30 protein-coding genes are annotated in these 24,428 nt (G+C 60.6%); 17 read left to right on the forward strand and 13 right to left on the reverse strand.

From position 1 onward, the window contains the following. Positions 1 to 12: 12 nt before the first annotated feature. Positions 13 to 576 carry an AAA family ATPase gene (locus tag FHX16_RS05400; RefSeq protein WP_183859734.1) on the reverse strand — a complete coding sequence of 188 codons (564 nt, stop codon included), beginning with the start codon at positions 574 to 576 and terminating at the stop codon, positions 13 to 15. 86 nt (positions 577 to 662) lie between these two features. Beyond that, positions 663 to 1,433, reverse strand: a complete 771-nt coding sequence (locus tag FHX16_RS05405; protein ID WP_183859732.1) for a 2-keto-4-pentenoate hydratase — start codon at positions 1,431 to 1,433, stop codon at positions 663 to 665. Here FHX16_RS05405 and FHX16_RS05410 point away from each other — a divergent pair. From FHX16_RS05410 to FHX16_RS05420, 3 genes are all read left to right on the forward strand, one after another. Further along, a complete protein-coding gene (locus FHX16_RS05410; protein ID WP_183859730.1) occupies positions 1,417 to 1,821 on the forward strand; it encodes a hypothetical protein in 405 nt (134 codons plus the stop codon). The genes FHX16_RS05405 and FHX16_RS05410 overlap by 17 nt on opposite strands. Positions 1,822 to 2,393: 572 nt before the next feature. After that, entirely contained in the window at positions 2,394 to 2,663 is a 270-nt protein-coding gene (locus FHX16_RS05415; protein WP_183751975.1) for a hypothetical protein, read from the forward strand. Between the two features lie 43 nt (positions 2,664 to 2,706). Next, complete coding sequence (locus tag FHX16_RS05420) at positions 2,707 to 4,050, forward strand: hypothetical protein (protein ID WP_183859728.1); 1,344 nt, start codon at positions 2,707 to 2,709, stop codon at positions 4,048 to 4,050. Positions 4,051 to 4,150: 100 nt separating this feature from the next. On the opposite strand, the gene FHX16_RS05425 is transcribed toward FHX16_RS05420, so the two are convergent. From FHX16_RS05425 to FHX16_RS05440, 4 genes are all read right to left on the reverse strand, one after another. Continuing rightward, positions 4,151 to 4,951, reverse strand: a complete 801-nt coding sequence (locus FHX16_RS05425) for an ATP-dependent Clp protease proteolytic subunit (protein WP_183859726.1) — start codon at positions 4,949 to 4,951, stop codon at positions 4,151 to 4,153. Next, positions 4,948 to 6,249 (reverse strand): hypothetical protein, encoded by a 1,302-nt coding sequence (locus FHX16_RS05430; protein WP_183859724.1) that lies wholly within the window; start codon positions 6,247 to 6,249, stop codon positions 4,948 to 4,950. The genes FHX16_RS05425 and FHX16_RS05430 overlap by 4 nt, the downstream gene beginning before the upstream one ends. Before the next feature lie 191 nt (positions 6,250 to 6,440). Then, positions 6,441 to 7,928 (reverse strand): hypothetical protein, encoded by a 1,488-nt coding sequence (locus FHX16_RS05435; protein ID WP_259126736.1) that lies wholly within the window; start codon positions 7,926 to 7,928, stop codon positions 6,441 to 6,443. Between the two features lie 210 nt (positions 7,929 to 8,138). Continuing rightward, positions 8,139 to 8,468 (reverse strand): hypothetical protein, encoded by a 330-nt coding sequence (locus FHX16_RS05440; protein ID WP_183859720.1) that lies wholly within the window; start codon positions 8,466 to 8,468, stop codon positions 8,139 to 8,141. 200 nt (positions 8,469 to 8,668) lie between these two features. Between FHX16_RS05440 and FHX16_RS05445 the strand changes: the two genes are divergently transcribed. The 3 genes from FHX16_RS05445 to FHX16_RS05455 all read left to right on the forward strand — a co-directional run bounded on the left by FHX16_RS05445 (position 8,669) and on the right by FHX16_RS05455 (position 10,460). Beyond that, entirely contained in the window at positions 8,669 to 9,271 is a 603-nt protein-coding gene (locus FHX16_RS05445; protein WP_016553204.1) for a superoxide dismutase, read from the forward strand. A 104-nt stretch (positions 9,272 to 9,375) separates the two neighbouring features. Then, on the forward strand, positions 9,376 to 10,230 hold the full coding sequence (locus tag FHX16_RS05450) for a metallophosphoesterase (protein ID WP_183859718.1): 855 nt from the start codon (positions 9,376 to 9,378) through the stop codon (positions 10,228 to 10,230). A gap of 80 nt (positions 10,231 to 10,310) precedes the next feature. Then, complete coding sequence (locus FHX16_RS05455) at positions 10,311 to 10,460, forward strand: hypothetical protein (protein WP_016553206.1); 150 nt, start codon at positions 10,311 to 10,313, stop codon at positions 10,458 to 10,460. A 51-nt stretch (positions 10,461 to 10,511) separates the two neighbouring features. Here the strand turns inward: FHX16_RS05455 and FHX16_RS05460 are convergent, their stop codons facing one another. The 3 genes from FHX16_RS05460 to FHX16_RS05470 all read right to left on the reverse strand — a co-directional run bounded on the left by FHX16_RS05460 (position 10,512) and on the right by FHX16_RS05470 (position 12,794). Further along, positions 10,512 to 10,781 (reverse strand): cyclase, encoded by a 270-nt coding sequence (locus FHX16_RS05460; protein WP_183751961.1) that lies wholly within the window; start codon positions 10,779 to 10,781, stop codon positions 10,512 to 10,514. Positions 10,782 to 10,967: 186 nt separating this feature from the next. Continuing rightward, the gene (locus FHX16_RS05465; RefSeq protein ID WP_259126739.1) at positions 10,968 to 11,183 is read right to left on the reverse strand and encodes a hypothetical protein; all 216 of its coding nucleotides are present in this window, start codon (positions 11,181 to 11,183) and stop codon (positions 10,968 to 10,970) included. Between the two features lie 186 nt (positions 11,184 to 11,369). Then, the gene (locus FHX16_RS05470) at positions 11,370 to 12,794 is read right to left on the reverse strand and encodes a DUF1254 domain-containing protein (protein ID WP_310503126.1); all 1,425 of its coding nucleotides are present in this window, start codon (positions 12,792 to 12,794) and stop codon (positions 11,370 to 11,372) included. 227 nt (positions 12,795 to 13,021) lie between these two features. Here FHX16_RS05470 and xth point away from each other — a divergent pair, with 227 nt between their 5' ends. The 3 genes from xth (at position 13,022) to FHX16_RS05485 (ending at position 14,500) form a co-directional block, all read left to right on the forward strand. After that, a complete protein-coding gene (xth, locus tag FHX16_RS05475; protein ID WP_183860729.1) occupies positions 13,022 to 13,822 on the forward strand; it encodes an exodeoxyribonuclease III in 801 nt (266 codons plus the stop codon). Between the two features lie 57 nt (positions 13,823 to 13,879). Next, positions 13,880 to 14,218 carry a putative quinol monooxygenase gene (locus FHX16_RS05480; protein WP_183859712.1) on the forward strand — a complete coding sequence of 113 codons (339 nt, stop codon included), beginning with the start codon at positions 13,880 to 13,882 and terminating at the stop codon, positions 14,216 to 14,218. 66 nt (positions 14,219 to 14,284) lie between these two features. Further along, on the forward strand, positions 14,285 to 14,500 hold the full coding sequence (locus FHX16_RS05485; protein WP_016553212.1) for a dodecin: 216 nt from the start codon (positions 14,285 to 14,287) through the stop codon (positions 14,498 to 14,500). A gap of 56 nt (positions 14,501 to 14,556) precedes the next feature. Here the strand turns inward: FHX16_RS05485 and FHX16_RS05490 are convergent, their stop codons facing one another. After that, entirely contained in the window at positions 14,557 to 15,465 is a 909-nt protein-coding gene (locus FHX16_RS05490; RefSeq protein WP_183859710.1) for an AraC family transcriptional regulator, read from the reverse strand. 165 nt (positions 15,466 to 15,630) lie between these two features. Between FHX16_RS05490 and FHX16_RS05495 the strand changes: the two genes are divergently transcribed. Beyond that, a complete protein-coding gene (locus FHX16_RS05495) occupies positions 15,631 to 16,410 on the forward strand; it encodes an SDR family NAD(P)-dependent oxidoreductase (RefSeq protein WP_259126742.1) in 780 nt (259 codons plus the stop codon). Between the two features lie 5 nt (positions 16,411 to 16,415). Here FHX16_RS05495 and FHX16_RS05500 read toward each other — a convergent pair whose 3' ends face one another. After that, the gene (locus FHX16_RS05500; protein WP_183859708.1) at positions 16,416 to 17,117 is read right to left on the reverse strand and encodes a YafY family protein; all 702 of its coding nucleotides are present in this window, start codon (positions 17,115 to 17,117) and stop codon (positions 16,416 to 16,418) included. Between the two features lie 129 nt (positions 17,118 to 17,246). Here FHX16_RS05500 and FHX16_RS05505 point away from each other — a divergent pair, with 129 nt between their 5' ends. From FHX16_RS05505 to FHX16_RS05520, 4 genes are all read left to right on the forward strand, one after another. After that, the gene (locus FHX16_RS05505; RefSeq protein WP_259126744.1) at positions 17,247 to 17,885 is read left to right on the forward strand and encodes a LysE family translocator; all 639 of its coding nucleotides are present in this window, start codon (positions 17,247 to 17,249) and stop codon (positions 17,883 to 17,885) included. Positions 17,886 to 18,031: 146 nt separating this feature from the next. Further along, entirely contained in the window at positions 18,032 to 18,484 is a 453-nt protein-coding gene (locus tag FHX16_RS05510; RefSeq protein ID WP_183751944.1) for a cytochrome c, read from the forward strand. 96 nt (positions 18,485 to 18,580) lie between these two features. Next, positions 18,581 to 19,498 carry a cytochrome c gene (locus FHX16_RS05515; protein ID WP_183859704.1) on the forward strand — a complete coding sequence of 306 codons (918 nt, stop codon included), beginning with the start codon at positions 18,581 to 18,583 and terminating at the stop codon, positions 19,496 to 19,498. 128 nt (positions 19,499 to 19,626) lie between these two features. Further along, positions 19,627 to 20,592 (forward strand): hypothetical protein, encoded by a 966-nt coding sequence (locus FHX16_RS05520; protein WP_259126747.1) that lies wholly within the window; start codon positions 19,627 to 19,629, stop codon positions 20,590 to 20,592. Positions 20,593 to 20,604: 12 nt separating this feature from the next. On the opposite strand, the gene FHX16_RS05525 is transcribed toward FHX16_RS05520, so the two are convergent. After that, positions 20,605 to 21,183 carry a type 1 glutamine amidotransferase family protein gene (locus FHX16_RS05525; RefSeq protein WP_183751938.1) on the reverse strand — a complete coding sequence of 193 codons (579 nt, stop codon included), beginning with the start codon at positions 21,181 to 21,183 and terminating at the stop codon, positions 20,605 to 20,607. 40 nt (positions 21,184 to 21,223) lie between these two features. Then, positions 21,224 to 21,718 (reverse strand): GNAT family N-acetyltransferase, encoded by a 495-nt coding sequence (locus tag FHX16_RS05530; RefSeq protein ID WP_183751935.1) that lies wholly within the window; start codon positions 21,716 to 21,718, stop codon positions 21,224 to 21,226. A 420-nt stretch (positions 21,719 to 22,138) separates the two neighbouring features. Between FHX16_RS05530 and dmeR the strand changes: the two genes are divergently transcribed. The 3 genes from dmeR to bla all read left to right on the forward strand — a co-directional run bounded on the left by dmeR (position 22,139) and on the right by bla (position 24,386). Next, positions 22,139 to 22,411, forward strand: coding sequence for a Ni(II)/Co(II)-sensing transcriptional repressor DmeR (gene dmeR, locus FHX16_RS05535; RefSeq protein ID WP_183859700.1), 273 nt, complete (start codon positions 22,139 to 22,141; stop codon positions 22,409 to 22,411). Positions 22,412 to 22,435: 24 nt separating this feature from the next. Further along, complete coding sequence (gene dmeF / locus FHX16_RS05540; RefSeq protein WP_183859698.1) at positions 22,436 to 23,428, forward strand: CDF family Co(II)/Ni(II) efflux transporter DmeF; 993 nt, start codon at positions 22,436 to 22,438, stop codon at positions 23,426 to 23,428. A gap of 67 nt (positions 23,429 to 23,495) precedes the next feature. After that, positions 23,496 to 24,386 (forward strand): class A beta-lactamase, encoded by an 891-nt coding sequence (gene bla, locus FHX16_RS05545; protein WP_183859696.1) that lies wholly within the window; start codon positions 23,496 to 23,498, stop codon positions 24,384 to 24,386. Positions 24,387 to 24,428 lie beyond the last annotated feature (42 nt).

The raw sequence follows: 24,428 nt of genomic DNA on the forward strand, positions 1-24,428 counted from the left end.
GCAGCCGATACTTCAGGGCCGCACAGAACCAAAGGCAGCCATCACGGTTCTGGTCTCTCCGCACCTCGACAGGATATCGTCGATAACGGAGGCGAGCGGCGCGGTGGCGTCAATGGCGGTCGCGTTTCTGGGAACGTCTTCTTTCGTCGCATGCAGTCGCATGATCACCTCTTGTTCGGCGGGCTTTGCGCCAAACTCGCCTTCAGGTCTGCTGGCGAGCCGCCTCTTCAAGGTGTCCAAATCGACGTCGAGGACGAAGACTTCGTCAAACAGGTCGATGAATTGATGAAAATTCCTCGAACCGCCGCAGAAGAAAGAGATCGAGTGGCTTTGATCGGCCACCATAGATTTGACTTTGTCGATGTCCCAAAGATGGTGCTTGTGGCCGAAGGCGGCATCCAGAACGCTCCGCTTTAACGCTGAGCCATCCAGTGGTTCACCCGTCTCAGGGTCGCCTTGATAGGCGAGTTCACGATCACCGTGGATGACGTGATAGCCGCGCTGCTGCAATCCGGTGGCAATTGAGGTCTTGCCAGTGCCGGACACGCCTTCGATCAAAAAGTTCCTGATACCCATTCCGTCTCGCTTGATGAACCGCGTGCCCGTGGACATCACTTAGCATGCAGAGGCACCGTTTTCGAATGGGCCGCCCAAAGCCCGTATCAGGTGAAGACGCACTCGATTTGGCCAAGTGGACCGAAGTCGGCTGCCAGGTGCTGGCCCGCCCAGACCTGGAGAATTTTCGTGCATGAGCCAGTCGCGACGATGTCGTTCGGCTCGAGCCGTCGGCCCTTTGCCGCAAGCTCTGCCGCAAGCCAGGCGACGGCGTTCAGTGGATCACCCATGACCGACGTCGCCCTTCCCGAAAAAACGGTTTGCTTGAACAGAAAGGTCGTCACCTCGATCTTGGCGACTTCGCCAGGCCAGATGCGCGGAACCGGGTCGCCGCAGATCGTTGCAACATGTAGGCCGAAGTCGGCAATCGCCGCATGGTCGCCGACGAATGTCCGGCGAGTCCGGCGGCCGACGATCCCAATGGCCGGCCGGCAGCCCAGGATGGCGTCGCTGGCAGTCTTGGTGTCGATAGGCTCGCCATCCTCCGGATAGGACCGGCGCATCGTGAACACGAACTCGCATTGGACGCCGATCGTCTCCGGCGGAAGTCTGAACTCCTTGACGCCCTCAAGCAACGAAAAGGCGGGAATCTCGGAATAGACTGGCTTGGTCAAACCCAATGTCCGCAACGACTCGTCGCTTGTCCCGATAAGCGCATAGCCCCTTCGTGCGAAGCCCAGGGCGTCCTGCGCGATCGCCTGGATGTCGTAGGCCTCTTTTTCCGAGGCAATCAGGTTCAATGGAAGATCGCAGGGGTCCTCGCGGCGCCGGCTCTTGGCGAGGATGTCGGCGGTAGCGTCCTTGAGTTCGAAATACATCTTCGTGCTCCAATTCTCAAAAATCGGCTGTGGCAAGAAGATGGCTGCAGGCGTGTTAGGGTTCCAGACGAACGCGAGCGCGCGGAAATCAAAATCTCATAGTGGCGCTGCTTCTGAACGCGACGCTTATGCGACACTTATTTTTGGCGGCTCGTCACCGTATCGATTTCATACGCCGGACCATGCGACGCTCATTCCATTGATGTGTCTGATGGAGACAGGAATGTTCGGTCGATACGGAATCCATTATCTTACTAAAGAGCGCGACATCATTGCCGGACGCTATCAGAGGCGACAGGTAGGTCCGCAATTTCGTGAGGTCCTCGTAGCCACCGGGCTGGTCTTGGTGGCGCTGCTCGGATTGATTGCCGCACGTCTTGTCGCATAGGCTGGCATTCTCGCCAGTCCGTTCGGGGGCATGACCGTTATGACAGAGCCGATGCCCGCTTTGGGGGCTTATCGCCTTCCACTGATGCGTCGCATATCGACAACGCGCCCATCGTGTTGCCGCACGGCAATCTCGAAGCGGCTACCGCCTCTCCAGGCACGATAGACGAAGAAACGACTGCGGCAGTCGATCCTCCTGACATCCCTAAAACCGCGGTTGCGGAGCAGCCTCTCGCCCTCACTGCAGGTAATTCCCCGGCCTCTATTGAGATTGGTGCCGATGTTGATGGTTATATTGGTCTGTGCACTTGCTTCGGTCGGCACGGATATTGTTGGGACGCAGAGGCCGACAGCCAGCGCTAGCGACAGGAACAACGATCTAGGCAAGGCATCCTCCCTTTACAGAGCGTGCTCCGACGCACGACACTCGCTTATCCCGGCGAACTGTACAACCGTGGCGGTCGCAGCGATAGCAGCGAAAGCGGACATCATGCGCGATTGGGTTTTCAATTTCTGCTAGACTGTCTTGGCCGCGTGTTGTTGCGGAGCAAGTTAACCGAGGGAGGAAGATCGATGGTTAGCCGCCTTCCACTTTCGTTGGTCTTCGCCACCGCCGCTTTGCCAACGCTTGGCGCCGTCGCGATCGATCCGACCACGGTGACCTGCAAGGATTATAATGCAGCCAGCCACGACGGCATGGTCGAGATTGGTTCCACGGTGCGCCAGGCGCTAAAGAACGATCCCAAGCTGGGCAAACTCAGCCAGGGCAATCTGCTCGTGGCAATCAACAACGCCTGCGAGGCCCACAAAGACGCAAAGCTGATTGACGCCCTGCATATGTGACCGTCTCGAAGACCAACCAGTCTTGGTGGATGTGGAAAAGACCATGGTGGACACGCTATTCAGTCACCGCATTGCCGCAGGTCTTCGGCTGGCGCTCGCGGGACTCGTCGTATTCGGTGGCTCCCCGTCAGCCGCGCTCGCGGGCCAGACCGACATGCGGGACGTCATTGTGCGCGAGTTCGAGGCGTTCGACCCCAACTATCGAGAGCGTCGTCAGCAATACACGGAGCGTCTCGAGGCGCTCGCCGCCGGGATCGCCGCCGAACAAGCCGCCGGCAATACGCTGCAATGCTCGGAACAGCTCTATCTCGAGGCAAAATGGCTGCTTGGCTACACGGCAAACTGGAAGGCGCTGGAGGACAAGCTGGATCGCATAGAGCGGAGCCTGAAGGATAAGGATCAGAAGTTTGCCAGCGAGCAATCGGCGGTCGATGGCTTCTGGGGGCTTTGCTACGAGCAATGGTTCATGCGACTGGGGGCGACAGCGGCGGCGATCGGCCTTCTTACAAGCCAAGGGGAGCCGCCCCACTACCGTCTGCGCCCGAGGCTCCGCACCGGCCGGGAACTCATCAATTATCTGCAGAGCCTGCTCATCTCGGACATCGAAAACACGGGTGTCGACAACCGTGGCGAACTAAGCAGCGTGATGACCAGTTATTCAACGGCAGCCTACAAACGTGATCTGCAGGATATTCTTACCGGCTACGTAGCACTCGACGAGAGCATCGCCTGGGATGAACTGCGCGAAGCTGCCTGGTTTTTCATCCACGGCGCACAGGATACCGAAACGGGCTATTGGGGCGCCTGGTACGTGATCGATGGCAAGATACGCAAGACCGCCGATCTCAGCATGACATTTCATGTCGTGCGCTACAGCAAGGGCGACGTGGAGCATTGGCCGCAGATCATCAAGACGACGCTTGCCATCAAAGACGATCCATATCCTTTCGGGTGGCGCAGCGGCGGGAAGTTTACCAACCACAACCTCTATGATGTGGCTTCGATCTTCAAGTTCGGCTGGCCGCACATGAGCGAGGAAGAGCGCGGGATGGCCCGCGAGGAAATTCGCCAGATGTTGCGCTGGTCGCTCGAGAACACTCTGAACGCAGACGGCAGCTATCGGCATGACCCCGGCTACGGGGACTCTTATGCGGACGAATATTATTTCGGCGTGTCGCTGCTCGATGTTCTAGGCTACTGGAAGCCTGCAGAAAGGTTTTGGACCGATGATCCACTTGAGCCGGCCTTGACCGGTCGCGCCGACTGCTGCCTCATCAAGCAACGCGTTATCGAATATCGCTTTGAAGGATGGGCCGGTGCCGGCGCCCTGGAGAAGCTCGAGAGGAATTGCGGCGTGTGTCCCGCTCAAGCGGCGACGCAACCCTAAGCTACCAACGTCAGTCAAGCCGTGCTGCGAGCTTTAACCAGCAATTCTCTCAGCCCCTGCTGACTTGCCGGCAGCTCCGCGCAGCTTTCCGAACTTGCCACTATTTCGTCTTCTTAGCTACCGGGGCAGTCGGCGTAACCAGCGCGAAGTCCTTCATCTCGTCGGGCGAGAGATAGTAGAGCTGGTCGGGCGGCGTTTCCATCGCGTGAATCCAGAGGCCGGGCTTGATGCCCATCTCGTCGAGATGACGGGTGACGTCAGCGGTGGTGCGCTGCGCTTCCGACATGGCACGTTCCGGCGACAGCTTTTCGCTGGTGCCATTGAAAATCTGATGCACGCCGATGACGGAGTCCTTCTCCGCCATTCGCACGACGCCGCCCGCCATGACGATCGGGCAGGAGGAGACGCAAAGTGCGCCGCCAGCAACGCTGGTTGCGATCTTGCGTTCGCGGATAACCGTGGAGATGGCGATCGCGTCGCCGATCGACCCGCCCGGTGAGTCGAGCGAAATTGTTCTGACATACTCGCCACGAGCTTTGATCTCAGCCTCGAAACGCGCGGCCGCGCCCGGTTCGATCGTGCCTTGCGCGAGCAGCACGCCGTCAGGTTGCAGTTCGAAGCGGATCGCCTTCTTGAGGAGCTCGGGGTCTGTGGTGATCTCGGCCGGTGCGCTTTGTGGCTTGCCCTCGGTGAGAGCCGGCGGAAGCATGGGGAGGGCGCCCGGCATCGCCGGATCGAAGGCTGGCGTGTCGGTGTTGCCGGCGCTGATTTCATGCCAGTCGATGACCACGAAGATTGCGGCCATCGTCAGCAGCGCGTGGAAGGCATGCCGCATCAGCCTGCCGTCATCGGCGGAGAGCACGTAGTTCTTCAACTTCTGCCCCGCCGTTTCCAGTCTCATGCGGGCGGTCCCTTGCGCGGTCCCTTGCCCGACAGGTCGAAGTTCGCGACGTTTGATTGGTCCGCCGTTTCGGTGCGCTCCGCCGCGTCAACGGCGGTCTCGATGTTAACCCCGTGGCGCTGGATTTCACGCTGCACTTCCAGCGCCTGCAGAAGCTCGGCGGCGGTGATCCGCTCGGCGAAGGGCAGGCGCTGTTCCTGGCGGCGCAGCGTCGAATGGACGATCGACAGCATGAAGATCAGCACCGCCGGCAGGATGTCGATCGATATGGCGCCGGCCCAACTCGGAATGAAATCGCCGGCATAGCGCAGCACGGCCTCCGCCGAGGAGAGCGGCACAAACCGCCGTTCAGCCACCGGCTTGCGTTCGAGGATCTGATCGGCCGCCTGCGAGAGCACCTTGGATTGCGCCGCAACGGAGGATCGGATCGTCTCCATCACTTGGTCCTGGCGTGTCGCGAGATCCGCCTCGCGCCCATCCGCAACCGGCGCGATGAAGCCGAGCGACAGGTCTTCCGCCGCGCGCTTGACCGACGGTGCGATCGAGGTTTGCTCCAGCGAGGTGATGACGCCAGAAAGCCCGACGACTTCGGCCGCGAACTGGTCGGCACGTGGGTTGATCGCACCCGGCGCCGACACCAGCGTCCGCATTGTTTCGAGATGCTTGCGACCCTCGTCAAACAGCGTCGTCACCCGCTCGCGCGAGGCGTTGATTCCGTTTTCCAGTTCGGTCAGCTGCGAGGCCATTTGTGACAGAAGCTGCACGACGCTGCCGGCGCCCGTCGTTCCCGTCAGTGCGCCGGTTTCCCGCTCCTGATCGGCTAGCCGCTGAAACCGTTCCTGCGTACGCTGGATGTCGGGCAGCAGGCTCTGGGCGGCAAGCGCGTTCTGGTGCGCCTGGTCGAGGTCGGCCGTGTAGTCTTCCAGCGTTTCGGCGAGATGCTGTTCGAGTGCTGCGGAGCCCGCCAGCGCGGCCGCGTTCAGCCAGCTCGACATGGCGATGATCATCGCGCAGCCGAGCGCCATGACGCCGAGCATCGCTGCGCGGCCGCCTGCGCTGGTTACGTGCGGATAGAAGCGGGCCATGTAGGTCCAGAAGGCATAGATCGCCACCGAAACGGCGCTGGAATAGATAAGCGCCGCGAAGAAGACAGCCGTTGCCGATCCGTCGAGGATGCTTCGGACCCCGAGGTAGGTGTAAACGCCGGAGGCAAGCGCCAGGATCGCGAACGCGAAGCGGGTCATGCTCTCGACGGCTTCGATGCCATCCTGCAAGCGATGCGACGTGCCGAGCGCCATGGTCTCCTCCTGGCCAATGCATGCCTGCCGAAAGCGAGCCGCTTCGAGGCGAGGACATGCATAAGAACAAAGACCTAAGGCAGGTCGCGCAAGTCTTTGTTCACGCGATCCGCCTTAGCTCCTTAAGAAACCAATACAATACAGGCAAAAGCAAGACTTGGCATCAGGCCGTGGCCCGACGCCGTCAAGCCTCATTCGGCGGGCGTGCCATCGGTCGACGGTGCGCGCAGTGACTTCTCGGAGATGTCGATCATTGGCGTGAAGCTTGCCGCCGGCATGCGGACGTCGTCGTGTTCATCAAGAGGGGCGGCGGGGACAAGACCACCAGCCCGTTCGCTGCGCGCGACCTCGAGCTGGCCGGTCAGAATGGCGCGCTCCGCGCGCAGCTGCCGGATCTCCGACTTGGCGATCTCAAGGCTGGTGCGCAGCTGGCCGATTTCGTAGCGATCAGAATCCATGCGTGTGTCGATGTCGCGGCGCAGTGCGTCGGCATCCCGGTCGCGGCGCACGCGCAGGCTTTCGGCTTCACGCAACTTCAGGGTCAGCTCATTTGCCTGCGTCGCGAGTTCGCGGCGGGCGGCCTCGCTTTCAGCGCCGGTCGTGCGGGCGCGCTGCAGTTCTTCGGCAAGTCGCTCGGAGCGGGAGAGGGACGTGGCGAGTTCCGATTTGACGCGCTTCAGATCGGCGCGTGCCGCCTGCAGCTCCTCGTCGGTCATCTTGTTGCGGCCGTTCGCGGTGATGAGAAGCTTTTCCACGAGTTCGGCCTTGGAACCGATCGCCTCATGCTTCGTCGTCAGGTGCGCGATCTCCAGCGCCGAGGACGCCTGCAGCGTCTCATGCTCGACCTCGAGCCTCTTGTGGCGCTCCTCGACGAGCGAAAGGTCCTGCTTCAGATTGGCAACCGTCATCTGCAGGTTGCGCACCTGGGCTTCTTGTTCGATGAGGCTGGACTTCAGATGGCTGCGTTCCTCGTTGAGCCGGGCCATTTCGCGGGTCTGGACGCCGTTTTCGCGACGTGACGTTTCGATCAGCAGCTGGTGTGCCGTCGCTTCGTTGTCGAGCTTCTCACGGGTGGCCGAGAGTTCGCGGCTGCGCTGGTCGAGCTCGGTCTGGGCGCGCTTCAGCAGCGTCGAGGCTTCGTCGAACTGGATGGCGCGATCCGTCAGCTCTCGCTCGGCGTCAAGCAGCCGATTTTCGATGATCGTGAATTCTTCGCGAGCGACCTGATGCACGCCCTGCAGCTTCGTCAGCTCGTCACGAAACGCCTCGATCTCAGAGCGAAGCTGCGTGTTGTCGGCACGAAAATCCTTGTTTTCGGCGCCGAGGCGAAGGTTGTCCTGGTCGGCCTTCTGGCGCGCGTTGCTTTCGTAGTCGAGAAGCGAGCTGATTCGCGCGCATTCGGCGCGGAGCGCGCCGGTTTCGTTCAGCGACTGGCTGTGGGTGCCGAGCAGCGAGGAAACGCGTTCCTGCAGTGATGCGAGGCTCGACATGAGATCCTCCGACGTCCGCTGGTTTTCTTCCAGCGCCGAGCCGAAGGCTGCAAAGTCGTTGACGTCGGGAATGGCGTAACGCAGCGGCTCATCGGCCGGGCGCTCATCGGTAATTGATGCGGGTCGGTATCCTGTCGTCGACAGCGATTTGCCGCCGTCTTCTGCGCGACGAAAAAAGTTCATGACCATGACTTGTGCCCCAAAAGTACTTGCCAAAAACGCCGGCGAAATATGGATTTCAGCTAATTAAGCGACCGATCGAAAATTGCCGTGAGTCCGTAAACGCATGCTCCGCGTGCATCTAGAAACGGCTATGTGTCGGTGTCAAAATACGCAACATGACAATCAACAGGTTTGACGGGCGTACCTGTGATGTTTGTGCAACAACGGCAGACGACCTTATTCGTCGGGTAGAATCCGCATCTCGTCCGTCTCAATTTCGCTGCCCAACTCGACCTCTTTCGTCTGCTTGTCATAGACACAGAAATAGCTGACGAAGCCATTCGCACCCTTCGGCTTGCCGGTCACCAGCGCGATGCCGTAGTGCTCGCTGCCGAACGGGTCGACGACGGCATGCGGAAACTCGATCGAGGCTCGCGCCGCCTGTTTGCACTTTCCTTCAACCTCGGTCGCGAACTGCTGCCAGGCGTCGCCTGGGGAGGCGCGGGCGGTCCCCGCCGCAGCGATTGCGATGGCAAACATGCAAAAGCGGATTTTATTCCTCTGCATCTGAAGAGCCCCGTCTTCCTGCTGTTGCGAAACGCGCCCATGATCAGCGATTTAGGGCTGCAAAGCCAAGTGCTTGGCGAAGGCAATTTTTCCTCTCCGTCCGTCTTTTTTGATATTTCGCCGGTTGCCTCTCCATGCTTGCGCTCCTATGTTCCGCCTCACCTGCCGATTACGCAAACTATTGCCAAAGGAGACCCGCAATGGCTTTCGAATTGCCCGAACTTCCCTATGACTATGAAGCGCTTCAGCCCTTCATGTCGAAGGAAACCCTGGAATTCCATCACGACAAGCACCACAAGGCTTATGTCGACAACGGCAACAAGCTTGCGGCAGAGGCAGGCCTTTCCGATCTCTCCCTCGAAGACGTCGTGAAGAAGTCGTTCGGCACCAATGCCGGCCTCTTCAACAATGCTGCCCAGCACTACAACCACGTCCACTTCTGGAAGTGGATGAAGAAGGGCGGCGGCGGCAACAAGCTGCCGAGCAAGCTCGAAGCTGCGGTCAATTCCGATCTCGGCGGCTACGACAAGTTCAAGGCCGACTTCATTGCGGCCGGCACGACGCAGTTCGGCTCCGGCTGGGCTTGGGTTTCCGTCAAGAACGGCAAGCTCGAAATCTCCAAGACCCCGAACGGCGAAAACCCGCTCGTGCACGGCGCAACCCCGATCCTCGGTGTCGACGTGTGGGAACACTCCTACTACATCGACTACCGCAACGCGCGTCCGAAGTACCTCGAAGCCTTCGTCGACAGCCTGATCAACTGGGACTACGTCCTGGAGCGCTACGAAGCCGCTGCCAAGTAAGCGGTTCGACAGAACAGATGTCAGCACCCGGCGCCTCGAAACGCCGGGTGTTTTCGTTTCGAGACCGTCACAGGCGTGTCATGCGGCGCGCCTAAATCGCTGTCATGACGTCCTTTTCCGATTTTCCCGTTCTCCGCTTCGGCGTCGTCGCAGATCCCCAATATGCGGCGAGGGAGCCGCATGTCGGGATGGACCGCCATTATGCAAATAGCCTCGCCAAGCTGTCGGAGGCGATCGAAGTCTTCAATGGCGAAGAGCTGAGCTTCGTCATCACACTCGGCGACATCATCGACCGGGATTTCGAGAGCTTCGACGACATCTTGCCGGTCTACGACAGGCTGAAGCACGAAAACTACTTTCTGCTTGGCAATCATGATTTTGCGGTAGCCGCCGACCGGTTGGCCGATGTCGCCAGCCGCGTCGGTCTGGCGTCATCCTATTACAGCTTCGTCAGGCAGGGCTGGCGGTTCATTGCATTGAATGGCAACGAGGTCAGCACCTTTGCGCCGCCGGAGGGGCATGCCGATCGGGAGGTTGCCGCTCGCCGGCTGGCCGAACTCCGGGCCACCGGCGCCGCCAACGCACAGGACTGGAACGCCATGCCTGGTGACGAGCAGTTCGCCTGGCTTTCCGGCCAGATCGAGGACGCCGGTGCCGCGGGCGAGCGCGTCATCGTCATGAACCACTACCCAGTCTATCCGCCGAACGAGCATGACGGCTGGGACCGCGAACGGATGATCGCGCTACTGGCTGCGCACGGCCATGTGGCCGCCTATTTCAGTGGACATAACCACGCGGGCAATTCCGGCACGCTCGACGGATGCCATTTCCTGAATTTCAAGGGCATGGTTGATACCGAGAGCCAGAATACCTTCGCCATCGTCGAAATCCGGGCGGACCATATCGAGGTTCGTGGTTTCGGACGAGAGGACAGCCGGACGCTGAAGCTCCGTCGCTAGGGGTGTCATCTCTGCGCGCCGCCACCCCGCGTGGAACCGACATGCTCCCATGAGGATTATCAAGCTCATAGGAGGCCATCATGATTCGAAAACTAAAGTCCGGCGAATATCGTCTTTACTCGCGCAAGGTCGACCCCAAGACCCACAAGCGCAAAAACCTCGGCACGTTCAAATCACGCGAAGCGGCCGAGAAACACGAGCGCGAGGTACAGTACTTCAAGCACCACTAGGCGGTACTTGAGCGTCTGAGCCTGTCGGCGGATCGATTAATCCGGGTGGGTTCACGCCTTGTTGGTGAGCCAAACCGTTGGCGCGCCCAGAACGCCGCCAGTGCGCATCGCCGCCCTTAACTCTTCCAGCTTGCCGAAGGCCTGCGCGGCCTCGACCGTGGCAAACTCATGGGTGACGGTCACGTCGTTGGGATTGTCGGCGGCTTGGTAAACGGCCTCGGCGGTAACGCCGTTTGCCTTCTGCACGGCGGCAAACGCGTCGTAGACCTTGCGCCATGCAGCGTAGTCCGAAACCTCATGCCTTACGAACATTGTCGGCATCTGATCCTCCCACTTTTGGATTTACAGGCGAGGGCGTTCGGGTCGCCACCGTATCACCGAACGCGCCCGCGCGCCCGGGAAAAAACGGCAAGGTGCGGTATGGCAACCCGCCCATTGGGTTCGCCACATGCCCAACAGTTTCGGGGGCCGCCGGACACGCGCCGCTTTTCAATCCAAGGGGAAGAGTTACTCAACCTGCTCAGCAGGATCGTTTCGATCAATCGCGCTCAGGAGACGATCCTTTGTGTCGTAGCCATCCTGGAAGAGATCGAAGAATATCGAGGCTGCCCGGCAACCTTCGATGCTGATTGGATCTTTCTTGTGCAGGTGGCACCATTCCGAGAGTGCCTCGAATACGACGTCGACGTCTGTGAAGGAGATTAAGTTTGATAGGACGGTCATTTGGTTCGATGCTCCGCTCAGGCAGAAGCACAAAACTCCCAAGCGGCCGTTGCCATTAAATGCCGACCGATGATTGATTGTACCGCCCGCGACGAAGCACGGCTATTAACTAAGACATAGCCAGTCCAACGCCTGCCGCTCTGTGCCCTACATGCGCGCCTGCGATTACAATCTTATATTCCACCGTCATTGAACTTTTGTCATCGGCGGATGCTTCCATGTGCCGTCGAGGGCTTCCGGCTTTGGCCAATAAAGCCGCATCGCAACGACGAAAGGCCCCTTCGGTGCAGGAAGCCAGTTGGGCTCCCTGTCCTTCCCAGGCGATTCGTTTTGAACATAGAACGTCAGCCCGCCGTCGGCGTCCTTCACGAACTGCGGCAACATCGGTGAATTGAGCAGGTAACGGTCAATCGAGTTGGCGACGAGCAGGCTCTGGGGGAGTTCGTACATGGTCAGGGACCAAAAGGCGTTCACCGGTGGCAGCGTGCCGGGAGCGAAGTGGACCGTGTACCTGTTGGCGCCGTCGAGTTTCTTGCCGTCGGAATCAACGGCGTAAGCCGGGTATATCGCTTCCTGCTTCGAGTTGCCGTAGATACCGAGGACGGCAGCCGTCATTCGGTAGAGGTAGTTGTTCTTCAGATATTCACGTGTGCCGAACACGTCGCCGGAGGTCACTTCGCCGGTATCGAAGCGTTTCCGCATTGTCCCCATTTCCGCCCATGCGTCGGCCGTTCCCTGCTGGAAGGCAGTCTTCATCTCAGGCGACAGCTTGTTCGCGTCGAAGGTCTTGCCTCCGCCGATGCCGATCTTGGCAAAGCGCGCCATCAGTTCGGTTTCGGATGGATTGGTCGGGCAAAATTGCAGGACGAAATTGAGAATGCTGAAAAACTCGGGTGACGTCTTCTCTTCGTCTGGCGTGAGAGGCTTGACGAAATCGATCGCGCTCGCCGCGGCCGGGGCGGGCTGGCCGAGGAATTTGGACAGGGGCTCCGCTTTGTAGGCGGCCTGGATTTTCTTCACGTTGTCCAGATCGGCCGGATTGAAGAGCTGCGTCCGGTAGGCCGCAAGCGCAAGTTCGGTCTCCGACCGCATCACCTTCTTGATGCCTTTTGGCGTCTCGCCCTTCCAGCTCGGGCCGGCGATCAGAAAGCTCCCGCCGTCGTTGCCGGTCGCGCGACTGCCAATATAGTCGAAGTTGAAGGTATAGGCGTCGATCAGCTGGATACTGAAGTACCTGTCCTTCTCGATCGGCGGCACTGTCAGCACCATCGGTTCGGCTCGGAGATCCAGGCCGAGCATTGAATACGGCGTATCGGAGTTCGGAGTCTGCACCGCCGTGTCGGCCGGCGTATAGACACGTGGGATGTTGACCAACTGGTTCCAGGGGCCTTTGTACTCAGGGTCTTTGGTGTTGACGAAATAGGCGTATTGAATGCGGTAGCTGTCGACCATCGGGAAGCCATAGATGTAGGCTTCCTTGGCAATCGCGCGTGCCTCGGTCGCGCTGATGTCAGCGGAAATGCCCTTCGCCGGATAGAGGCTCGCGAAGCCGGTTGCCAGGATCAGTCCTTTGGTGAATTCACGTTTCGTGAGTTGCATGGCTGCCCCCATTGCTTTGATCCAAGACCGTTGATCTGCAAATCCACGAAGCAGCTTTGCGCAAAAATCGGCTCGCTGGAAGCACGTTACGGTAACATTGGTGTAAATGGCAGGCGGACGGCCGCCACGGGAGAATCCGATCGCTCTTTCAAGCCTCTAACGTCGCGGAGGTTCCTTGAACTTTATCAGGCGACGTCCATTTTCCTCCGATCGATACCCATCCAAGCGTGCTTCGTCTCTTGAAGATCGCGACCTACAACATCAACGGCGTGAACGGGCGCCTGGAAAATCTTCTTCGCTGGCTGAAGGAGGACAAGCCCGACGTCGTGTGCCTGCAGGAACTGAAAACGGAGGATGCCCGGTTTCCACGCGGCGCACTCGAGCGGGTGGGCTACGGCGCGATCTGGCATGGACAGAAGAGTTGGAACGGCGTCGCGATCCTCTCAAAAGGCTCGACGCCGATCCTGACGCGGCGCGGTCTTCCCGGCGATCCCGACGACACGCACAGCCGCTACATCGAGGCCGCCATCGAGGGTATTCTCATCGGATGCCTCTATCTTCCGAACGGAAATCCCGCGCCCGGCCCGAAATTCGACTACAAGCTCCGCTGGTTCCGACGGCTCCACGACTATGCCGCCGAACTGCACGCGCTTGACATTCCGACCCTCCTGGTCGGCGATTTCAACGTCATGCCGACGGATCTTGACGTCTACAAGCCGGAGCGATGGCGGGATGACGCCCTCTTTCGGCCGGAAGTCCGCAAGGCCTATGCCAACCTCGTCGCACAGGGCTGGACCGACGCCATAAGACATCTGCATCCGAACGAGCGAATCTATACCTTTTGGAAGTACTGGCGAAACTCGTTCGAACGCGATGCCGGCCTTCGGATCGACCACTTCCTGCTCAGCCCGATGGTCGCCCCATGGCTGAGATCGGCGAGCGTGCGCAGGAAGCCGAGGAGCTGGGAACACACGAGCGACCACGCTCCCGTGATGATCGAACTCGATATCCCCCGGCGCGAGGACGATGAGCAAGGATAACGGATGGTCTGCGAAGCAGCACCGCTCGGGGATGAAACAGACAATTCGAGGTGTCCGATGAAGTTCATAACGGGTTGGCTGACCTGCAGGCGGGGAACGCGCGAGGAGTTCCTCCTCGCCATGGAACCCCATGTCGCGTCCACGCTCAACGAGCCGGGCTGCGTATTTTTCGAGTATCATCGGCATAAGGATGACGAGGATGTGGTAGTTTTGATCGAAGGCTTTCGTGATGCCGAGGCGCACGAGTTCCATCGGCGGACACCGCACATGATCGCCATGCAGGCCGACGTTCGGCGGCTTCTCGCAAAGCTGAGTATTATTGAGACGAGTTCTGATGACGTCGCCCGTTATGATCTCGACTTTATTGCAAATCCGCCGGGCCCGTATTGTCCCTAGTCATGCCAGCGGACAGAAACCCTAGCAGGAAAGCCCACAGCCTAGGCAAAATTGGAGGAGGATAGGATGAGCGATCACGTCTACAAGAAAGTGGAACTCATTGGGAGTTCGAAGGTGTCTGTCACCGAGGCGATCGAGACCGCGGTCGCGCGAGCCTCGAAAACGATGCGCAATCTCGAATGGTTCGAAGTCGATCAAATCCGAGGCCATATCAAGGACGGCGCAGTCGCGCACTATCAGGTCGTGATGAAGGTCGGATTTCGAATCGACGACACGCCGTGACAGGCTGGGGAAGAAGAGGAGGCCGCGTGCCTTGCCTCGTCTCTGTCGGCATCCGCTCAGGCAGCCGTGACCATTGGCAGCTCTTTCCGCTCCATCGCGTCGCGCTTCGGCGGCGTGCCGAACATTCGGGAATATTCGCGGCTGAACTGCGAGGCGCTTTCATACCCAACCTGATAGGCGGCCGTCGCAACGCTTGCACCGTCCGACACCATCAGTCTCCGTGCCTCCAGCAGCCGCATGTTCTTCTGATACTGCAACGGCGTCATGGCGGTCACCTGCTTGAAATGCTGGTGGAAGGAAGACGGGCTCATGTGCGCGACGGACGCAAGCTGCTCGATCCGCACGGGCGTAGCAAAGTTCTCGCGCAGCAGATGGATGGCGTCGGTCATGCGCCTGATATGACTGCCGGGTAGCGCCAGCTTGCTGACCTCCGCCGCGTTCGGTCCTGTCAGCAGCCAGTAGCAGATTTCGCGCATGATCGCTGGATAGAGCACCGGAATGGCCTTCGGCGTGTCGGCGAGGCGCACAAGCCTCAGCACGCAATCGGCCAGCACGCCGTCGAAATTCTGCACGAAAACACCGGCCGCGCTATCGCTGGCCGGTCGTGGCGGCTGTTCCATTGCCTCCATCACTTGGCGCAGGATCGCCACATCGAAATCGATGTTGAGGCCGATATACGGCTCCTCCTTGCTGGCCTTCGTGATCTGCCCTAGGGCCGGCACCTCGAAGGTGACGATCAGCGATTGCATCTCCCCATACTTGAGGACACGGTCGCCGACCATGATTTCCTTTGCCCCCTGGACGACAATGCAGATCGTCGGCCGGTAGATCATGTGGTTCGGCATGACAGGCTGGGTAACCCGTGACACCGAGAGCGCCGGCACAGGCGTCTCAAAACGCCCGTCGGCGTCGCCGGCCGTTCGGTCGATATAGGTCTGGATGACTTGCTTCAGGGTATCGAGCATCGCCAGCGTCTCCTCGTCGTTCGGCGCCAGCTCAAGATAAGCGCCGTATCGCCTAGTCTGCAAGTTGCTTGGAGGATCAGGCAAGAAATTCGAGAGTTTCGGCATTCAACTTCGGGCACCGACGGGCGTACCGTAAGGGCATAAAATCCAGCAAAGGAAGCGACCATGCCCAACGAAACACAAGCAAATTCAGCATCTAAGGTAGCCGTCGTCACCGGCGGTAGCCGTGGACTCGGCCGCAATACGGCAATCAACCTTGCCCGTCGCGGCGTGAACGTCCTCTTCACGTATCGTGCAAATCGGGCAGAAGCGGAGACCGCTGTGGTGGAGATCAGATCACTCGGCGTCGAAGCCATCGCCCTGCAGCTGGACACCGGTCGCGTCGCCGAGTTCGAGGCCTTTGCGGGCAAGGTGAGAGATGCCTTGCAGGGTCTTGGAAAAACTCGGTTCGACTACCTCGTCAACAATGCCGGCAGCAGCTATCACGCAACAATTGCCGAAACGACGGAAGAGGCATTCGACGAACTCGTCAACGTGCATCTGAAGGGCGTCTTCTTCCTGACGCAGAAGCTGCTGCCCTTGATGGCCGATGGCGGACGCATCATCAACGTCTCGAGCGGCCTTGCCCGTTTCGCCGTCCCGGGTATCTCCGCCTATGCGTCGATGAAGGGGGCGATCGAAGTGTTCACCCGTTACCTCGCCAAGGAACTCGGCCCGCGCGGCATCACGGCCAATACGGTTGCACCAGGCGCAATCGCAACCGACTTCAGCGGCGGCATGGTGCGGGACAATCCGACCTACAACAAGATGGTCGCCGATGCGACGGCGCTCGGCCGTGCCGGCGTGCCGGACGATATCGGCCCGATGATTGCCTCGCTGCTTTCCGACGACAACCGCTGGGTCAACGGCCAGCGCATCGAAGTCTCCGGCGGCACGCACCTCTGATTGACTTAACCCGCCGCGGCAACCGGCGGGTTCGTCCACCCACTCGTCCAGAGTTGTCGCAGCCGGTCGCCGTCGCCCCGGAAATATGCGTCGGCGGTCTCGCAATGCTCGACGCGGTCGCTGCGGAAATTGCGGATCGCCTGGCGCAGCTCGCACCACGCGACGATGTTTGCGGTCTGCGAATAGTAGATGAGGGCGATCGGCTGGATCCTGCGCTCGGTCGCGCGGCCGAGTTCGTCGCGATAGTCGAGCAGCAGCTTCTGTTCGTCGCGGATGGCGCGGCGAACGAGACCAAGATCGAGCCCGACCGGGGATTGAGCCACCGATCCCCAGGCGTAAAGCGCCTTTCGTTCCATCGCCTGACGCAGCGGCGCCGGGACGGCGCCTGTTATCTTCTGGTTGACGCCCTTGGCCGCCCGCTTGAGTTCCTCGTCGCCGGTCCGGTCGAGCAACGCCAGCGACAAGACGATCGCCTCCATTTCCTCGACCGAGAACATCAGTGGCGGCAGGTCGAAGCCCGGCCGCATGATGTAGCCGATGCCGCGGCCGCCCTCGATAGGGACGCGCATCGCCTGCAAGGCGGCGATGTCGCGATAGATCGAGCGCACCGTCACCTCGAGCGTTTCCGCCATACGGGCCGCCGTCATCGGCTTGCTCGCCAGCCGCAGGATCTGGATGATCTCGAAAAGCCGTGAGGCCTTGCGCATTTTTCGGCTCCTTCAGCCTATGCTCCTGACAATACACTGTCAGTTGGGCCGTCGTATAGCACTCGCTATCGAATTGAAAATCAACATGGTCTTTGAAATCGACCTTGAATTGGATAGCGGACAACTGACATGACCTACAGCGAAAATCTCTGGCTCTACTTCACGCTTCTCTTCGGCATCATCATCGTCCCTGGCATGGATATGCTATTCGTGCTGGCCAATTCGCTGACCGGCGGCAGGCGCACCGGCATCGCCGCGACCGCCGGCATCATGGCCGGCGGCGCCGTGCACTCGCTCTATGGCGCGGTCGGGGTCGGCGTGCTCGCCGTTCTCCTGCCGACCTTGTTCAATCCGCTGCTCTTTGCGGGGGCGGCCTACATGGCGTGGATCGGCTACACCCTGATCCGCAGTTCGATCACCGTCGATACGGTCGGGGCAGGCGGCTTGCATTCGGGTTGGCGGGCCTTTCGCCAGGGCGCAGCAACCTGCCTTATGAACCCAAAGGCGTACCTGTTCATGATCGCGGTTTACCCGCAATTCCTGAAGCCGATCTACGGTCCCATCTGGGCGCAGGGTCTTGTCATGGGCGTCATGACGATGGCGACGCAGGCCGCCGTCTACGGCACGCTGGCGCTGACGGCGGCGCGAAGCCGCACGCTGCTGGTGTCCAATCCGAAGGCGACGATCCTGGTCGGACGGATCGCCGGGGCGCTCCTCATCGCCGTTTCGATCCTCACCGGATGGCACGGCTGGCGCGTGCCGGCGTGAGGCGCGAATACGAAACGATTTAGGACTCTATTTTTCCTGAAATCTCACCCACTTGTTACTTTTTGGGGCGAAAAAATTTGCCATGATGCCGCCCGTCGGCGAGGCGCCGGGCTTCGCGGATCTTGTTATCAAAGAGGAGTGGAGACATGAGACTGAAAGCTATAGCCGCGGCAGTGCTTGTCGCCGGTCTGGGGGTCGTGGGCGTTGCCATTGCAGCGCAGGAGGATGGCACGCACGAAGCACGCTCTGCGCTGATGAAGAAGGTTGGCGGCGCGGCGGGTGCCATGGCGGCGATCGCCAAGGGCGAAAAGCCCTATGACGCCGAGGTAGTTAAGGCGTCGTTGATGACCATTGCGGAAACCGCCAAAGTTTTCCCTGATCAGTTCAAGCCTGGCACCGAAAAGGGTGACAAGGCGGCGAGCCCGAAGATCTGGGAAGATCATGCAGACTTCAAGGCCCGTGCGGCGAAGCTTTCGGATGACGCCGACAAGCTGCTCGCTCAGCTTCCGGCGGACCCGGCCGGTGTTGGCGCCGCCATGAAGGCGCTTGGCGCGAATTGCGGCGGCTGTCATGAGAAGTTCCGCATAAAGACCGAATAGCGATCCTGACCTTTCAGTCAAACGATCCGCGTCAGCCTTGCCGCTGGGGCGGATCGTTTTATGTTTGCAATGATGCGATTGGCACAGGAGCGGTGAATGGTCCGCAGGTTCGTCCGGTTTTTGCTCTGTCTTGTCGGAGTGTTCGTCATTGGCGGAGCGGTTTTCTATTTCATCACCGCACCGAATCCACTTCCTGAAAGTCACTGGGCCAACCTCGGCGAACCCGATCTGAAGAACGGCGAAATGGTCTTTTGGACCGGTGGCTGCGTCAGCTGTCATGCCGCTCCCGGATCGGAAGGCGACGCCAAGCTCACTCTGTCAGGCGGCTTGGCCTTGAAGAGCCCCTTCGGGACCTTCCATGTACCCAACATCTCGCCAGACGAGAAGGCGGGCATCGGCACATGGACGCTGGCGCAATTCGGCAATGCGATGAAGCGGGGCGTGGCGCCGAACGGCGAGCACCTCTACCCGTCCTTCCCCTACAACTCCTACGCCCGGATTAGCGACAAGGACGTCAACGATCTCTTCGGCTATCTGAAGACGCTGCCGAAAAGCGGCAATGTCGCCCCGCCGCACGAACTGCCGTTCCCCTTCAATATCCGGCTGGCGCTGGGCGGCTGGAAATTCCTCTATTTCAACGACGAGCCACGCGTCGCTCTTCCGGCCAATGCCGACGACAAGATCAAGCGCGGCCAATATCTGGTGGAAGGTGCTGGCCATTGCGGCGAATGCCATACGCCGCGTGATCGCCTTGGCGGATTTGAGGCAGACCAGTGGCTCGCGGGTGCGCCGAATCCGGAAGGGCAGGGCAGGATTCCCAACATCACGCCGGGCTCGAAAACCGTCGGTTCCTGGAGCCAGGAGGATATCGCCAACTATCTCGAGACCGGCTTTACGCCCGACTTCGATTCGGCCGGCGGCTCGATGGCGGAAGTGCAACGAAACCTTGCGCACCTGCCGAAGCCGGAGCTCGAGGCGATCGCTGCCTATTTGAAGGCGGTTCCCAACCGATAATATTAGCGATATCTCAAAAATGCCGCATTGCAGCACTCCACTTGACGCCGCGCACTGATAACCCTGTGGCGAACCCCGGTTCGCTTTCCGAATGACGCAACCAAAACGTCTTCCGAAAGGACAGCTGCATGCACAGCACGTCGATAGATCCTGCCGACGATCTCGAGACCGTTGCCCGCAAGGGCGGCAAATTGCGGCGCATGGCGGTGCGGATACCGACCTATATGGCTGATATCCGTGAAAACCCGGCTTGGCTGCCGATGTTCCTGTTGGCGCGAACGATACCGGCGCGCAAGGTGCATTGGCTGACCGCACGTCGCAGCAACGGCGCGATCGAGAAGTTGCCGACGCTCTTCAAGGGTGTGGATCACACAAGCGCAGTCGCGGCATTGAGGCGGGATGGGATATTTCCAGAGCTGACCCTGCCCGAAACGATCACCCGCGAAATCGCGAGCTTTGCCAGCGCCACCCCATGCTTCGGTAACTTCGATCGCAAGATCGAGTTTCAGGCGTCCGATCACCGCGCCGCCGAGCAGGAGTGGGGGAAGCCAATACTAAGCGGTCATCATTTCGAGCGAGCGCTCGATTGCCCGGCCGTTCGGACCGTCCAGCGCGACCCTGTTCTGTCGGAGATTGCCCGTTGCTATTTGGGGGCGCAGGCTCGCCTCATCACCACCCGCGTTTGGTGGAGCTTTCCGACGCGGGCGAGCGAAGCCGATCGCAGCCTTGCGTCGCTGGACAAGTTCCACTTCGATCTCGACGACTGGCGGATGCTGAAATTCTTCTTCTATCTCGTCGACGTCGACGAAGGTACCGGTCCGCATGTCTATGTCAGGGGCAGCCACAACAAGCGGCGCATCAAACATCAGCTGACCCTTCTGGTCGGCCATCCTGCCCACGAGATCCTGGATTTCTATGGCAAGGACAGCGTGACGACACTGACCGGAGCGGCAGGCTTCGGCTTCGTGGAAGATCCGTTCGGCTTTCATATGGGCACGGTTGCCACGACCAAGCCGCGCCTGATGATGGAGGTGGGCTTCGGCGTTTCCAAGCCCTCGCGCCGCCGCTTCCACGGCGAACCGGTGCTGCGATAAGCAGATGCCGCCTCAGGCCGCTTTGGGTTGATGCTCGGCGCCGAACATCAGGACGTATTGGTCCAACTCGTCGCCGGCATGCCCGAGGGCGCGGTAGATTTCCGCCGCAAAGGTCATCGGTGCCGAGCCCGGCGCGGTCACCAGCTTTCCATCACGCACGGCCTGCGGGCTGTCCTTGTAGCGTGCGTGGCCGGCATAGCCTGGCGCGCTGGCGATGAAATCGGCGGCGTTGCTGGTATGGTCGGTGGCATCAAGCACGCCGGCGCGGGCAAGCGCGAGTGTCGCCCCGCAAATTCCCGCGACGAGTTTGCCATGGGCGACGAAGTCGTCGATGACAGGCTTCAGATCGGGCGCTTTCTCCGTTTCCCAGATCGTTCCGCCGCAGAGCACGAGCCCGTCGAAGGCGTTGGCATGCAGGTTTTCCGCGGCGGTGTCGGAGGCGACGCGCATGCCGCCCATCGAGCGCACCTCAGCACCATCGGGCGTTGCGATCACCACGTCGAAGCCGAAATAGGAACGGGCAGAGGCCGTCAGTTGGGCGACCTCCCAGTCGGCGAATCCATCGGTTAGGACGATTGCAAGTCGGGTCATCCGTTTCTCCTTGCAGGCTGTCCGGGGCGGCCAATGCCGCTCATGCCAAAGCCTGCATATAGCGCATGCCGGTGACCGGGCGAGGAACGAAATCCATATTCTCGTAGAAGCGATGGGCCTGCACGTTGCCGGTGGCGGCGCTGACCGAGAGGTAGCCGCAGCCGGCATTGCGGGCGGTATCGCGGGCGCGGTTGACGAGATGCTGGCCGACGCCGTGGCCGCGATGGCCGTCACGCACGAAGAGGTGGTGCAAATCCATGCCGCGCGCGCCGTCCTGCGCCCTGTAAAGCGGCACGAGAATGGCGTAGCCGATCAGGCCCTCATCGCTTTCGGCAATCAGCGCGCTGATCCACGGCACCGGGCCGAACAGGTCGCGCTCGAGCTGCTCCGGGTTCGAGGCGGACGGATCGCCGTGATGTTTGGCGAGCAGGGCAATCATTTCGCTGAGTTCGGGGAGATCGCGCGGCTTGGCGGCGCGGATATTGATCACCGGCGGGCGGATCAATGAGAGTTCGCTATCTTCGATTTCAACCATGGTCTTCGCGTCCTTGTGTGGTGTTCTGCCGTCAGGACGCTGCCGATACAACAAAGCCGCCTGACGGCGGCTTGTTGACAATATGATCTGTCCGGCCGCCCCTTACAGGTACAGCCAAAAATACGAGCTGGTGATGTGCGCGTTCTTGATCATGTGCCGATAGATCATCCAGAACGCGCAGTTTGTCAATGGGGTTTACGCGCGGGCGCCGGGAAGCGCACAGCGTCGGCCGGTCAGCCGCCATCCCGTGCTTCGCCGTCGGTACTCGAAGCCGCTGTACCAGAAGAGGCCGCGCGTGCAGCGTCCGCCATGTCGTTCTCGACATCGAAAGCGCGAGCTGGCGGGCCGAACACGGCGAGGGGACTTTTCGCCAATGAGTTATTGATATAGGGTACCCCCCTATACTAAATGGATGAGGCCATGTCCCACACCACGCATCACAAGAAAAAGCTGATGGCTCGTGTCAGCCGTCTGAAAGGCCAACTGGAGGCCGTCGAGCGCGCCCTGGAGGCGGAGCAGCCTTGCGGAGAGATTCTGCAACTGCTGGCTTCGATCCGCGGCGCCCTCAACGGCCTGACCGGCGAGGTGCTGGACGATCATCTGCGCGAGCATGTCCTCCATGCCGCCGATGAGAAGGCCCGGGCGGAAGCAGTCGAAGAAATATCCGAAGTTCTGCGAACCTATATTCGCTGAGACAACCGACATGAGGAGCGTGCGATGAGCGCACAGACCGAAACACCTGAGCACGACCACGTTTTTCTGGGTGCCGATCATGACCGCAATGCTCGTCGCGTCTGGTTCGTCATTGCGCTGACAGCCGTCATGATGGTGGTCGAGATCGGTGCCGGAACCTACTACGGCTCGATGGCGCTGGTCGCTGATGGCTGGCACATGTCGACGCATGCGAGCGCGCTGCTGATCTCCGCCGTTGCCTATCTCTATGCCCGCCGCCAGGCACACAACCCGCGCTTCACCTTTGGCACCGGCAAGCTCGGTGACCTCGCCGGCTTCGCCAGCGCCATCATCCTGATGCTGATCGCCTTGCTGATGGCCTGGGAAAGCTTCCTGCGCATCACTCATCCGGTGCCGATCAGCTTCGCACAGGCGATCGGCGTTGCTGTCGTCGGTCTACTGGTCAACCTGGCAAGTGCCTGGCTCCTGAAGGATGACCATCATCACGGCCACAGCCACGGCCATTCTCACCATCACGACCACCATGATCACCACGACCACGGCGATCATGCCCACCATGGCGATCACGCGCATTCGGGACATTCCTCCGACAACAACATGCGCGCCGCCTATATCCACGTCATTGCCGACGCGCTGACCTCGGTGCTCGCCATCGCGGCACTGCTACTCGGCAGCCTGTATGGCTGGCTCTGGCTCGACCCGCTGATGGGCATCGTCGGCGGCCTTATAATCGCGCAGTGGTCCATTGGGCTGATGAGGTCGTCCGGTCGCGTGCTGCTCGATGTCGTGCCACGGGAGACGGACCTACAGGACGAGATCCGTTCGGCGCTGGAAACCGGCGGCGAGAGGATCACCGATCTGCACGTCTGGCAGGTCGGACCCGGCCATCATGCCGCAATCGTCGCTCTGGTGACGCCGCGGCCGGAAAGCCCCGCCTTCTATAAGGCGAAACTCGAACCGGTTGCCGGCCTCTCGCACGTCACCGTCGAGGTAACGCAGTCGGCTGCCGCCGCTTGACGCGACTCATCCGGGCCACAATCACTCTCTAGCCCTGTAGCCATTGATTTGAGGCAGAGGAATTTTCATGCGTGGCTTTTCGATCCGCCGCCGGACCCTTCTCGGTTCGGCATTGCTTTCACCTGCCCTGCTGCTGCCGCGCATGGCATGGTCGGAGGAGAGCGATGATGAAATCAACCGGCGGATGGAAGCGCTTGAGAAGGCGATCGGCGGTCGGATCGGTGTGTCGGCCATCGACACCGAGACCAACATTTCCTTCGGCTATCGCGAGACCGAGCGCTTTCCCCTCTGCAGCACGTTCAAGATCCTGGCTGCCGGCCTCGTGCTGGCGCGGGTCGACAAGGGACAGGAAACCCTCCAGCGCCGCGTCGTCTACGAACAGGACAACCTCGTCACCTATTCACCGGAAACGGAAAAGCACGTCGGTGGCGAGGGCATGAGTATTGGTGAGCTCTGCGAAGCCGCGATCACGCTCAGCGACAATACCGCCGGCAACCTGCTGCTGGAGAGCTTCGGCGGACCGGCCGAGCTGACCAAATGGCTGCGCACGCTCGGCGATCGCTCGACGCGGCTCGACCGCTGGGAAACGGCGCTCAACGAAGCCAAGGACGGCGACCCGCAGGATACCACCACGCCGGATGCAATGGTCGACACACTCGGCAACCTGACGCTGGGCTCGGCGCTGTCGGAGCCGTCGCGCGACAAGCTCGCAGCGTGGATGGTGTCGAATACGACAGGCGGCGCACGCCTGCGCGCCGGTCTGCCCGATACGTGGAAGATCGGCGACAAGACCGGCACCGGCAACAATGGCAGCGCCGCCGATATCGCCGTCCTCTGGCCGCCGGGCCATGGCGCGATCCTGGTTGCTGCTTACGTCACGCAGGCCAAAGCGCCGGTGTCGGAGATCAACCCTGTCTTCGCCGAAGTCGGGAAGATCGTGACCGATATGGTCGGATAGGTGTTTTCCGTCAAAGAGATGCGACGGAAACGTGAATCTCCG

It is taken from the genome of Rhizobium sp. BK661 (genome assembly GCF_024808825.1).
GTDB lineage: Bacteria > Pseudomonadota > Alphaproteobacteria > Rhizobiales > Rhizobiaceae > Rhizobium.